General features: G+C 70.8%; 11 protein-coding genes. 8 read left to right on the forward strand and 3 right to left on the reverse strand.

The features are described from left to right. The first annotated feature begins 54 nt into the window (after positions 1–54). From NR111_RS11250 to NR111_RS11265, 4 genes are all read left to right on the forward strand, one after another. Entirely contained in the window at positions 55–1,176 is a 1,122-nt protein-coding gene (locus NR111_RS11250; protein WP_007631130.1) for an NDMA-dependent alcohol dehydrogenase, read from the forward strand. Positions 1,177–1,319: 143 nt separating this feature from the next. After that, the gene (locus tag NR111_RS11255) at positions 1,320–1,646 is read left to right on the forward strand and encodes a metal-sensitive transcriptional regulator (RefSeq protein ID WP_235027768.1); all 327 of its coding nucleotides are present in this window, start codon (positions 1,320–1,322) and stop codon (positions 1,644–1,646) included. Positions 1,647–1,734: 88 nt separating this feature from the next. Then, on the forward strand, positions 1,735–2,121 hold the full coding sequence (locus tag NR111_RS11260) for a DUF302 domain-containing protein (protein ID WP_007631133.1): 387 nt from the start codon (positions 1,735–1,737) through the stop codon (positions 2,119–2,121). 13 nt (positions 2,122–2,134) lie between these two features. Beyond that, positions 2,135–2,773 (forward strand): DUF1707 domain-containing protein, encoded by a 639-nt coding sequence (locus tag NR111_RS11265; protein WP_007631134.1) that lies wholly within the window; start codon positions 2,135–2,137, stop codon positions 2,771–2,773. Here the strand turns inward: NR111_RS11265 and NR111_RS11270 are convergent. Genes NR111_RS11270 through NR111_RS11280 form a run of 3 tightly spaced genes read right to left on the reverse strand, consistent with a single transcriptional unit; the run spans position 2,770 to position 4,881 of the window. Then, on the reverse strand, positions 2,770–3,285 hold the full coding sequence (locus NR111_RS11270) for a dihydrofolate reductase (RefSeq protein ID WP_308202016.1): 516 nt from the start codon (positions 3,283–3,285) through the stop codon (positions 2,770–2,772). The two genes, NR111_RS11265 and NR111_RS11270, sit on opposite strands and share 4 nt — an antisense overlap. Before the next feature lie 17 nt (positions 3,286–3,302). Then, on the reverse strand, positions 3,303–4,103 hold the full coding sequence (locus NR111_RS11275; protein ID WP_095717555.1) for a thymidylate synthase: 801 nt from the start codon (positions 4,101–4,103) through the stop codon (positions 3,303–3,305). Between the two features lie 28 nt (positions 4,104–4,131). Beyond that, the gene (locus NR111_RS11280) at positions 4,132–4,881 is read right to left on the reverse strand and encodes a 3'(2'),5'-bisphosphate nucleotidase CysQ (RefSeq protein ID WP_007631142.1); all 750 of its coding nucleotides are present in this window, start codon (positions 4,879–4,881) and stop codon (positions 4,132–4,134) included. A gap of 66 nt (positions 4,882–4,947) precedes the next feature. Between NR111_RS11280 and NR111_RS11285 the strand changes: the two genes are divergently transcribed. The 4 genes from NR111_RS11285 to NR111_RS11300 all read left to right on the forward strand — a co-directional run bounded on the left by NR111_RS11285 (position 4,948) and on the right by NR111_RS11300 (position 12,347). Continuing rightward, complete coding sequence (locus NR111_RS11285) at positions 4,948–9,711, forward strand: ATP-dependent helicase (protein ID WP_256820806.1); 4,764 nt, start codon at positions 4,948–4,950, stop codon at positions 9,709–9,711. Between the two features lie 93 nt (positions 9,712–9,804). Continuing rightward, a complete protein-coding gene (locus NR111_RS11290; RefSeq protein ID WP_256820807.1) occupies positions 9,805–10,716 on the forward strand; it encodes a cation diffusion facilitator family transporter in 912 nt (303 codons plus the stop codon). A 3-nt stretch (positions 10,717–10,719) separates the two neighbouring features. After that, positions 10,720–11,595 carry a DNA-formamidopyrimidine glycosylase family protein gene (locus NR111_RS11295; protein ID WP_256820808.1) on the forward strand — a complete coding sequence of 292 codons (876 nt, stop codon included), beginning with the start codon at positions 10,720–10,722 and terminating at the stop codon, positions 11,593–11,595. After that, on the forward strand, positions 11,592–12,347 hold the full coding sequence (locus NR111_RS11300) for an SDR family oxidoreductase (RefSeq protein ID WP_132061553.1): 756 nt from the start codon (positions 11,592–11,594) through the stop codon (positions 12,345–12,347). The genes NR111_RS11295 and NR111_RS11300 overlap by 4 nt, the downstream gene beginning before the upstream one ends. Positions 12,348–12,517: the final 170 nt, after the last annotated feature.

Here is a 12,517-nt window from a genome sequence, read left to right on the forward strand (position 1 = left end):
GCTAGAACACGTTCCAGTGACGGGCTTCGCCCCGTCGCGCCCGGAGGGAGTTCAATGAAGACCAAGGCCGCCATCGTCCGAGAGCTCGGCAAGCCGTTCGAGATCGTCGAGGCCGAGCTCGACGGACCCAACTTCGGCGAGGTGCTCGTCAAGTGGAAGGTCGCCGGCCTCTGCCACTCGGACCTGCACATCACCAGCGGCGACCTGCCGGGTCGCCTGCCGATCGTCGGCGGTCACGAGGGTGCGGGCGTCGTCGAGGCGGTCGGTGACGGCGTCACCCACGTTCAGCCCGGCGACCACGTGGTGGGGTCGTTCATCCCTGCCTGTGGCAAGTGTTCGGCCTGCGCGCGCGGGATGACCAACCTCTGCGACGGTGGCCTCAACGGCACCATCGGTGAGATGGCCGACGGCCGCTACCCGTTCGCACTGGACAACGGCGAGACCGCCGGTGCCATGTGCACCCTGGGTACGTTCTCGCAGTACACCGTGGCCAACATGAACTCGGTGGTCAAGGTCCAGGACTGGATACCCTTCGAGGTCGCGGCCCTGGTGGGTTGTGGCGTCACCACCGGCTGGGGTTCCGCCGTCTACTCCGCCGACGTCCGGGCCGGCGACACCGTCGTAGTGTTCGGCATCGGTGGCATCGGCATCAACGCCATCCAGGGCGCCAAGCACGCGGGCGCCCGGTTCATCCTCGCCATCGACACCGACGAGTCGAAGCTGGCCAAGGCCAAGGAGTTCGGCGCGACCCACGTCTACACGGACGTCGACGAGGCCAAGGCCGAGCTGCCGGGCCTGACCTGGGGCACGATGGCGGAGAAGGCCATCATCACCATCGGCGTGGCCGACGCGAAGGTCACCGCCGACGCGACCGACATGGTCGGTAAGCGCGGCGTCGTCGTGCTCACCTCGATGGGCGGCCTCGACAACCAGTCGATCTCCCTGCCCGGCCTGTTCGTCTCGCAGTACGAGAAGGTCATCAAGGGCTCGCTCTTCGGCTCCGCCAACGCCTTCCACGACATCCCCAACATCCTGCGTCTGTGGGACGAGAAGCAGCTCAAGCTGGACGAGCTCATCACGCACCGCTTCACCCTCGACCAGGTCAACGAGGGCTACGAGATCATGGAGCGCGGCGGCGAGGGCATGGTCCGCGGGATCATCGTCCACGACGACTGACCGTCAGCTGGGCCGACAGTAACCGGCACTCGCGGAAATATACCCCCGCGGGTACACTGGAGTCATCCGGTGGACCCACGGGGGTCTCGCGTCAGTCCACCTTCACCGTCCGAGACCATCAGTGACCCACGAGAGGCACGACGATGTCAGAAACCGAGCGGGCAGTGTCCGACAAAGCAGTGTCCGACAAAGCAGTGTCCGCAAAAGCTGTGTCCGAGCCCAGGCAGCAGGTCCTCAACAGGTTGCGCCGCGCGCGCGGCCAGCTCAACGCGGTGATCGACATGGTCGAGCAGGAACGCTCGTGCAAGGAGATCGTCACCCAACTCGCGGCGGTGTCCAAGGCGCTGGACCGTGCGGGGTTCAAGATCATCAGCGAGAACATCCAGGAGTGCATCACCCGCGACGGCGAACCCGGCGCGGACGGGGTGGACCTGCCCGAGCTCGAGAAGCTGTTCCTCTCGCTCGCCTGACCACCGCCCGGCGCCGTGGCAGGCTGGGGGACGACACCGGAGACCAGAACCGACAAGACCAGCACCGACGACACCGGAGGTAGTCGACATGGACATCGGAATCGGCACGTTCACCGAGATGGAGTTCGACGAGGCGGTGGAGGCGACCCGTGCTGCGCTCGCCGACCGCGGGTTCGGGATCCTCCACGAGATCGACCTCACGGCCACCCTGAAGAACAAGATCGACAAGGACATCGAGCGTGTCCTCATCCTCGGCGCCTGCAATCCCGGGTTCGCGGGGAAGGCGTTCGACGTGAGCAAGGACGTCGCCCTGATGATCCCGTGCAATGTGGTGATCCGCGAGTCCGGCGGCGGCTGCGTGATCGAGGCCCAGAACCCGGATCTCCTCTCGCAGGTCATCTCCGGTGGCCTGCAGGACCTCGCCGACGAACTGACCACCGACATGCGCTCGATGATGAAGGACCTCACGCGCTGAGTAACCTGGGGGCATGAACCCGGAGCAGGACAACGACCCACGGACCCTGGCCCAGCGGCGCCTCGAGGCGATGGTGGGGCGAGGTGAGTTGTCGCTCGCCGAGTTCTCGGACCGAGCGGCCAAGATCTGGGCCGCGACCTGCCCCGCGGAACTCGAGGTGGCGCTGAGCGGTCTCCCCGCCGACCGGCCCGGCCCGGCACAGCACGCCCGACCGGCGCCGGTCGGCCCGGTGCATTCCGCGCCGCCGGCCACCCGTCCCGGCAGTGCGATCACCGTGGACGAGAGCCAGAAGAGGACCTCCGTCTTCGACACCCTCAAGCGCGAGGGCCGCTGGATGCTGCCGGACGACTACCGACTGACGTCGTGGCTGGGTGAGATCTACCTCGACGCCCGAGAGGCCGTCGTCGACCGCCCGCGCACCCACCTCCAACTGGATCTGTGGGGCGCCAACGCCAAGATCCTTCTCCCGCCCGGGGTCTCGGTGTCGATCACCGGCAACCGGACCATGAGCGAGCTGAGGATCGACGAGGGGCGCTACGACGTCTACGGCGGTCCCCACCTGGACATCGAGATCAACGGGTTCATGGCGGGCGCGAAGATCAAGATCCTCGCCGCGGGGGAGAAGATCCCCAAGACCTGGAAGTGGTTCTAGGAGATTCTCCGGCGACGCCACACGGTGTGCCGGTGCCGCACCTCGTCGTCGTACCCCTCGACCCGACTCCGTGGGTCGGTGATCCATTCGCCGACCTCGACCAGTTCCCAGGCGTCGTCCAGTTCGGGCGCCAGCACGGTGCCCGGCGCGTCGGCGTCGATCTCGGTCACCAGACACTCGTCCGCGGCGGACAGCGCCGCGGCGTAGATCTGGCCGCCGCCCATCACCGCGGCCTCCGGGCCTGCGAGTTCCAGGGCGCGCTCCACGGACCCGGCGCGTTCGGCGCCGTCGGCCGACCAGTCGGCGTCCCGCGTGCACACGACGTTGCGACGGCCGGGCAGGGGGCGGAACCGCTCCGGGATCGAGTCCCACGTCGCGCGGCCCATCACCACGGGACGCCCGACGGTGGCCTGCTTGAAGAACGCGAGGTCCTCGGGGATGTGCCACGGCATGTCTCGGCCGTCACCGATCACCCCGCCGCGGGCCTGCGCCCACACCATCCGCACGGTCACCGCAGTCGTCCGCCGGATCAGACCGCGACCGGGGCCTTGATGCCCGGGTGGTGCTCGTAGCCGACGACCTCGAAATCCTCGAAGGTGTAGTCGAAGATCGACGGGGCGCGGTTCAGCCGCAGCTCGGGGTAGGGGTACGGCTCCCGCGAGAGCTGTGTGCGGACCTGCTCGACGTGGTTGTCGTAGATGTGACAGTCGCCGCCGGTCCAGATGAACTCACCCACTTCGAGACCCACCTGCTGCGCAATCATGTGGGTGAGCAGGGAATAGGAGGCGATGTTGAACGGCACGCCCAGGAAGAGGTCGGCGCTGCGCTGGTACAGCTGACAGCTGAGCTTGCCGTCGGCCACGTAGAACTGGAACAGCAGGTGGCAGGGCGGCAGGGCCATCTCCGACAACTCGCTGACGTTCCACGCGGAGACGATGTTGCGCCGCGAGTCCGGGTCGGCCCTCAGTAGCTCCACCGCCGCGGCGATCTGGTCGATGTGGGCACCGTCGGGGGTCGGCCACGAGCGCCACTGCACCCCGTAGACGGGCCCCAGCTCACCGTCGGCGTCCGCCCACTCGTCCCAGATCGTCACACCGTTCTCGCGCAACCACCCGACGTTGGAGTCGCCACGCAGGAACCACAGCAGCTCGTACGCCACGGACTTGAAGTGCACGCGCTTGGTGGTGATCAGCGGAAACCCCTGCGCCAGGTCGTAGCGCAGCTGGTGGCCGAACAGGCTCCGCGTGCCCGTGCCGGTGCGGTCCGCCTTGGGGGCGCCCTGCTCCAGGACCAACCGCAGCAGGTCCTCGTACGGGGTGGGGACGGTCATGGCGCTCAAGTCTACTCAGGCGGTCCGGTCACGCGGTCCAGACCGGGTGCCCCGCCGTCACGGCGAGCACCTTCTCGGTGAGATCGGGGCGGCACACGAGGATGTCCGGGGAGTAGGTGTCGGACTTGTTGAACTCGAGAGGCGACCCGTCGATCCGGGAGGCGTGCAGACCGGCGGCGAGCGCCACGCCGACGGGCGCCGCTTGGTCCCATTCGTTCTGTCCGCCGGCGTGAAGGTAGACGTCGGCGTCGCCGAGCAGGACGGAGAGCATCTTGGCGCCGGCCGACCCCATTGGCCGCACGTGCAGCCCGAGCTCGTCGGCGGCCCCGTGGATCCCGGCGGGCGGGTTGTTGCGACTGATCACCATGGCCCCCGAACTCGGGCCGTCGACGTGATCGACCTGGTCCGACCGGAACACCCGGCCCGCGTCGGGGAGTCCGACGGCGGCGACGGTGGGCCGGCCGTCGACGACGAGCGCGACGTGGACCGACCAGTCCGACCGGCCGGTGGAGAACTCCTTGGTGCCGTCGATCACGTCGATGATCCACACCCGTGACTTGGCGAGGCGGCTGCGATCGTCGGCGACCCCCTCCGAGAGGATCCCGTCGTCCGGTCGGTGCACGGCGAGTACCTCGCCGGTCCAGTCCTCGGCGACGTCGTTCGCCACACGCGCGAGCGAACGTCCGTGCAGCAGGCCGCCCGCGCGGGTGCCCCGGACGATGTCCCCGATGCCGGTGGCGAGGTGGGAAGCCAGGTCGTGGTCGTCGAGATCGCGCATGGGCACACTCTACGGAGCCACGTCCGTGTCTCGGCGTGTGTCGTAGCCGTACGACATCATGTGTTCATGTCCGTCGCCCTGGACCGGTTCCACCCGGCCACCGCCTCCTGGTTCCGTGGTGCGTTCGGCGCGCCCACCGCCGCGCAGTCCGGTGCGTGGGCGGCCCTCGCCGGGGGCGCCCACACCCTGGTCGTCGCACCGACGGGCTCGGGCAAGACGCTGTCGGCGTTCCTCGCCGCGCTCGACGGACTGCTCCTGGGCCCGGCCGAACCCGACCCGGGCAGTGCGGCCGGGAGTGCCCGCGCGTCCGGCCCCGGCACCCGTGTCCTCTACATCTCCCCCCTCAAGGCGCTGGCCGTGGACGTCGAGCGTAACCTCCGGGCTCCGCTGGCGGGGATCGCCCGGGAGGCCGCGGCGCTGGGCACGGAGACGCCGGAGGTGACCGTGGGGATCCGGACCGGTGACACCCCGCCGGACGAGCGACGCCGCCAGCGGGCCAGGCCTCCGCACATCCTGGTCACCACGCCCGAGTCATTGTTCCTGCTGCTGACCTCGGCCGCCCGCGAGACCCTGACGGACGTGGACACGGTCATCATCGACGAGATCCACGCGGTCGCCGGCAGCAAGCGCGGCGCGCACCTCGCGCTGAGCCTCGAGCGTCTGGACGAGCTGCTCGACGCGCCCGCGCAGCGGGTGGGGTTGTCGGCGACGGTCCGGCCGCACTCCGAGGTGGCCCGCTTCCTGGCGGGTGAGCGCCCGGTCACCGTGGTGGCGCCGCGGTCGGACAAGAGCTTCGAGCTGTCCGTGCGGGTCCCGGTGGAGGACATGACCGACCTGTCCTCGGCCGCCCCGGATGTCTCCGCACCAGCGGGCACGCCGGGGCAGGGGTCGATCTGGCCGCACGTCGAGCGGCAGGTGGTGGACCTGGTCACCGCGCACCGCTCGACGATCGTCTTCGTCAACTCCCGTCGCCTGGCCGAACGGCTCACCGCCCGCCTCAACGAGATCTACGCCGAGGACACCGACCCCGGGTCCCTGCCCGAGCCCCCGGCCCGACCGCCAGCGCAGGTGATGGTGCCCTCGGAGGTCACGCGGGGCGCACCGCCGGAGTTGGCGATGGCGCACCACGGGTCGGTGTCCAAGGAGCGCCGGGCGCTCATCGAGGACGCGTTGAAGTCGGGCCGGCTCCGGGCGGTGGTGGCCACCTCGTCCCTCGAGTTGGGCATCGACATGGGGTCGGTGGACCTGGTGGTGCAGGTCGAGTCACCGCCGTCGGTGGCGTCGGGGCTGCAGCGCGTCGGCCGTGCCGGTCACCAGGTCGGTGAGGTCTCCCGGGCGGTGGTGTTCCCCAAGCATCGTGCGGACCTGGTCCACAGCGCGGTGACCGTGGAGCGGATGCTCGCCGGTGCGATCGAGGAGTTGTCGGTTGTCGCCAACCCTCTCGACGTCCTGGCCCAGCAGACGGTGGCGGCGTGTGCGCTGGAGCCGATCGACGTGGAGGAGTGGTTCTCGGCCGTCCGGCGCACGGCCCCGTACCAGGGGCTGCCGCGGTCGGCGTTCGAGGCCACGCTCGACATGCTCGCCGGTAAGTACCCGTCGGCGGACTTCGCGGAATTGCGGCCACGGTTGGTCTGGGACCGCGACGGGGGGACGCTCACCGGCCGCCCCGGCGCCCAGCGGCTGGCCGTCACCTCGGGCGGCACGATCCCGGACCGCGGACTGTTCGGCGTGTTCATGGTGGGGGAGAAGGCCACCCGTGTCGGGGAGCTGGACGAGGAGATGGTCTACGAGTCCCGCGTCGGTGACGTGTTCGCGCTCGGGGCCTCGAGCTGGCGCGTCGAGGAGATCACCCATGACCGGGTGCTGGTCACCCCCGCGCCCGGCGGCACCGGTCGGCTGCCGTTCTGGCTCGGTGACGACCAGGGTCGGCCCGCCGAGCTCGGCCGCGCGCTGGGCGGCTTCCTGCGGGAGGTCGCGGGCGGCACGGACGCGGAGGCCACCGCCCGGCTGGACGCCGCCGGCCTCGACGCCAACGCCGCCACCAATCTCCGGCGCTTCCTGTCCGAACAGCGCGAGGCCACCGGTCATGTACCCAGCGACACCACGCTCGTCGTGGAGCGTTTCCGCGACGAGGTCGGCGACTGGCGGGTGGTTCTCCACTCGCCGTTCGGGGCGCGGGTGCACTGGCCGTGGGCGGAGGCCGTGCGCGCCCGGCTCGCCGCCGCGCACGGATTCGACGCGGTGCCGGTGGTGTCCGACGACGGCATCATCCTCCGGGTACCGGACATGGGCGACGACGGCGAGGTGGGCGCACGCCCGGGAGCCGAGACGTTCGCCATCGGGGCCGAGGAGGCGGTGGACCTGGTCACCCGGCACGTGGGCGGGTCCGCACTGTTCGCCTCCCGCTTCCGTGAGTGTTCCGCGCGCGCCCTGCTGTTCCCTCGGCTCGACCCCGGCCGGCGGGCGCCGTTGTGGCAGCAGCGGCAGAAGTCGGCGCAGTTGCTCGACGTCGCGCGCCGCTACCCGGACTTCCCGATGATCCTCGAGGCGGTGCGCGAGTGTCTGCAGGACGTCTACGACGTCCCCGCGCTCGAGCGGATCCTGACCGAGATCGAGTCGCGGACCGTGCGGATCGTCGAGGTGGACACACCCAGTGCCTCGCCGTTCGCGCAGTCGCTGCTGTTCGACTACGTCGGGGCATTCCTCTACGAGGGCGACTCCCCGTTGGCGGAGAAACGGGCGGCGGCGCTTGCGATCGACCCGTCGCTGCTCGGGCAGCTCCTCGGTCGCGTCGAGTTGCGCGAGCTGCTTGACATCGAGGTCCTGGACTCGATCGAACGGCGGCTGCAGCACCTCGAGCCCGATCGCGCGGCCCGAGACGCCGAGGCCGTGGTCGATCTCCTGCGGCTTCTCGGCCCGCTCACGGTGGAGGAGGTCGCGGACCGGTCCGCCGACCCCGACGCCGCCCCCGCCTGGCTCGCCTCCCTGGCCGAGGCGTGGCGCGTGGTCACCGTCGAGCATTCCGGCCGGACGTGGTGGGCCGGCGTCGAAGACGTGTCCAGGCTCCGCGATGGACTGGGTGTCCCGCCGCCGCCCGGGGTGCCGTCGGCGTTCCTCGGCGATGTCACCGACCCGCTCGGTGAGCTCATCCGGCGCTATGCGCGCACCCACGGCCCGTTCACCGTCGACGCGGTCGCCGAGCGTTTCGGGCTCGGGGTGGCCGTCGCCCGCGGCGTTCTCGATCGACTCACGTCCTCCGGGGTGCTGCTGGCCGGCGAGTTCCGTCCGGGCGCGACGGGCCCCGAGTGGTGCGACGCCGAGGTCCTACGGCACATCCGTCGCCGCTCGCTGGCCGCACTGCGCTCGCAGATCGAGCCGGTCTCGCACTCCGCGCTGGGTCGCTTCCTGCCCGGCTGGCAGAGCCTCGGCAGCGGAGCAGGTGCGGGCACAGCGGCCGGCGCCGAGTCAGGCGCCGAGTCAGGCGTGGACGGGGTTCTCGCCGTGATCGAGCAACTCGACGGCCTCGCGCTGCCCGCCTCCGCTCTCGAACCGCTGATCCTGGCGCCCCGGGTGCGGGACTACTCGCCGACGATGCTCGACGAACTCCTGGCCGGGGGAGAGGTCATCTGGAGCGGGCGCGGTCGGGCGGGCTCACGCGACGGCTGGGTCTCCCTGCACCCGGCGGATTCGGCCGGTGCGACCCTGCCCCTCGATCGACCGCAGCTGGAGGGGCCGGTCCACCTCGCCGTCGTCGATTCCCTGCGCGGCGGCGCCCTGTTCTTCCGCGACATCGTCGCCAAGGTGAAAGACGCGGCCGACACCGTGCCCACCGACACCGCGCCTACAGACCCCGTGCCCACCGACCCCGTGCCACCCATCACCGAGGCCGCGGTCCGCGACGCACTGTGGGATCTGGTGTGGGACGGAGCGGTCACCAATGACACCTTCGCGCCGCTGCGCGCAGTGCTGGCCGGCGGCGGATCCTCGGGGTCGGGGACCGCGCATCGTTCGCCCAGGTCCTCCGCCCGACCGCGCCGTGCCCGGCTGGGCAGGACGACCATGGCCCAACTGAACGGCGCCGTCGCCGCGGGTACGAGGACGCCGCCCCTGCTCGCCGGCCGCTGGTCGCTGGTGCCGGAGCCGGTCACCGACGCGACGCTGCGGGCCCACGCCTGGGCCGAGACTCTGCTACTGCGTCATGGTGTGGTCACGCGGGGCGCGGTGGAGGCCGAGGAGATCCCCGGCGGGTTCGCGGCCGTGTACAAGGTACTGGCGCAGATGGAGGACTCGGGCCGCTGTCGGCGCGGGTATTTCGTCGACGGCCTCGGTGCCGCCCAGTTCGCCGCCGGCAACACCATCGATCGGCTGCGGACCTTCGACGACACCGCCGACGACGCCCACTGGCCATCCGGTGCGGACGAGCCCGCCGTTCGGGTCCTCGCCGCGACCGACCCCGCCAACCCCTACGGGGCGGCCCTGCCCTGGCCCGCCGCACGCACGACCGGTGACGGGGCCGCGGGTGGCGAGGGCACGGGGAACGGGTCCGGACACCGCCCCGGCCGCAAGGCGGGAGCTCTGGTGGTGCTGGTCGACGGCGTGTGTGTGCTGTTCGTCGAACGCGGCGGGCGAACCGTCCTGGTCCTCGACGACCGCGCCGGCGCCGTCCCGGCCGCTGCGACGGCGCTCGCCGGAACCGTGAAGTCCGGCGCGGTCGGCGCGCTCACCGTCACCACCCTCGGTGGCGAGCCCGTCCACACCTCGCCCCATGCCGCGGCGTTCGAGGCCGCCGGCTTCGGCATCACTCCCAAGGGGCTGCGGATCCGCCGCTGAACGTCCGCATCTTGAGTCGGCCACATCTTGAGTCGGCCACGGCGAATAGTTAGAATATGCGCATTAGTGCATGTGTTGGAAGGGGGTTGTCGAATGGGTGCGGGCCATTCCCATGGTCGTCCCTCCGGCCACGCCGGTGGGCGATACCGGGCGCGCCTCGGGGGCGCGTTCGCCCTGACGGCGGCGTTCTTCGGAGTCGAACTGGTCGCCGGCCTGGTCTCCGGCTCCCTCGCCCTCCTCTCCGACGCCGGCCACATGGGCGCCGACGTGGTGGCACTCGGCGCGGCCCTCCTGGCCACGGTGGTCGCCACCCGGCCCGACGCCTCCGGTCGCCGGACCTTCGGTCGCTACCGCGTGGAGATCTTCGCCTCCGGCCTGGCGGTGCTCATCATGCTCGGCACGGGCGTGTACGTCCTGATCGAGGCCGTCGGTCGGCTCGGCTCCGACGCCTCCGTCGCCACCGGGACGATGCTCGTCGTCGGCGCGTTGGGACTCGTCATCAACGTGATCTCGCTGCTGTTGCTGCGCAGCGGGTCCGACGAGAGTCTGGCAGTGCGCGGCGCGTACCTCGAGGTGCTCGCCGACGCGGCTGGGTCCGTCGGGGTGATCGTGGCGGCGCTGCTCATGCGGGCGACCGGGTCGACGGTGTGGGACCTGGTGGTCGCGGTGGCGATCGCCGTGTTCATCGTGGTCCGCGCGGTGGTGCTCGGACGCCAGGTGGTCGCGGTCCTCGCCCAGCACGCGCCAGCCGGCGTCGATCCGGTGGAGGTGGAGGCCCAGCTCGGAGCCCTGCGTGACGTCAAGGAAGTCCATGACCTGCACCTGTGGACGCTGACCTCGGGGATGGACGTGGGTACCGTGCACCTGGTGGTCGACTCGGTCGCAGATCACTCAGAGGTGCTCGGCGAGGCTCGGCGCGTCCTCCTGGAAGAGCACGGGATCGAGCACGTGACGGTGCAGATCGAGACCGCCGGGGTCGTCGGTTGCCGCGGACTGGGGTGGTGAACAGTGCCCGAGGGTGATTCGGTGCACCGGGCTGCGGCGCGGGTCCGCGAGGCCCTCGTCGGGCGGACCCTGGACAGGAGTGAGCTCCGTGTGCCGAGGTTCGCTGCCGTCGATCTCACGGGCAGGTCGGTGGTGACGGTCCGGTCCCGGGGGAAGCACCTCTTCGTCGTCGTCGGCCCCGACGATCAGGGCCGTGACCCCGTCACCCTCCACATCCACCTCAAGATGGAGGGCCGCATCCACGTCCTGCGTGCGGGGGACCGGTGGCGGTTCCCCGCGCACACCGTCCGGCTGCTCCTGCGTGCCGGCGACGTCGAGGTGGTGGGCACGGAACTCGGACTGCTCCGCGCACTGACCCCCGCCGAGGCCGACCGCGCCGTCAGCCACCTCGGGCCCGATCTCCTCGGCGCGGACTGGGACCCGATGACGAGCACCGACGAGGTCGTGCGGCGCATCAGCGAGCGACCCACTCGTACGATCGGCGAGGCGTTGCTCGACCAGCGCAATCTGGCCGGGATCGGGACCGTCTACCGGGCGGAACTGTGTTTCCTGCGCGGGGTGGACCCGCGGGATCCCGTCGAGGCCGTGCCGGACCTCCGTGCGATGGTCACACTGGCGCGGCGGATGCTGGTGGCCAACGCCGACCGCACAGTCCGGGTGACCACCGGCGACACCCGGCGCGGGCGCGAACTGTGGGTGTACGGCCGCGACGGCAAGCCCTGCCGCCGGTGCGGGACCGAGGTGGAGACGTTCCGCCTCGGCGGGCGCGCGGACCCGGACGAACCGAGCGACTCCCTGGATCGCATCGCCTACCGTTGCCCGTCCTGCCAGCCGCGTCGTGCCACACTGGGCGCATCGCCAACGGAGGAGAACTCGTGACCGACCGCAAAACGATTCTGATCACCGGTGCCAGCTCTGGCCTCGGGGAGGGAATGGCCCGCCGCTGGGCCGCGCAGGGGAAGAACCTCGCGCTGTGCGCGCGGCGCCTGGACCGCCTGGAGGAGCTCCGAGCCGAACTGCTGGCGGCGAATCCCTCGATCACGGTGGCGGTCCGCGAGCTCGACGTGGCTGACGGCGACGCCGTGGAGCGGGTGTTCGGCGAGCTGGACGCCGAGCTCGGCGGCATCGACCGGTTCGTACTCAACGCCGGGTTGGGCAAGGGCGCCTCGATCGGCACGGGGAAGGCGCACGCCAACCGGGAGACCGCGATGGTGAACGTGGTGGGCACGCTGAACCAGGCAGAGGCGGCGATGGAGCGGCTCTTCACTCGAGGTGAGGGGCACCTGGTGTTCATCTCGTCCGTGAGCTCGTTGCGCGGCATGCCGAAGGCGCAGAACACCTACGGCGCGACCAAGGCGTTCGTCTCGGCCCTGGCGCAGGGCCTGTACGCCGAGCTCGACAGTGCCGGTAGCCGGATCAAGGTGACGGACATTCTCCCGGGGTATATCCGCACGGACATCAACCGGTCGGTGAAGACCGCGTTGATGACCGAGTTCGACGAGGGCGTCGATGCCCTGGTCAAGACGATCGACGCCGAGCCCACCCGCGCGCTGGTTCCCGCCAAGCCGTGGAAGGCGATCGGCCCGCTGCTGACGCTCCTGCCCGAGAAGGTCAGCCGCCGCTTCGTCTGACCCACTGGTGGCCCCACCCGGGCCCCGACGAGGGCCGCGCCGGTCATGCCCGGCGCGGCCCTCGTGGTGTCAGAAGGGTGGCGGGTCGATGAGTTCGTCGAGGCGTTCGTGGAGCAGGGCGCGGATGCCTTTTTCGATGTCGCTGTGGTGGGGTTTGTTGCGGGCCCACC

Origin of the sequence: Dietzia sp. Die43, from assembly GCF_024519835.1 — a bacterium.
Taxonomy (GTDB): domain Bacteria; phylum Actinomycetota; class Actinomycetes; order Mycobacteriales; family Mycobacteriaceae; genus Dietzia; species Dietzia kunjamensis.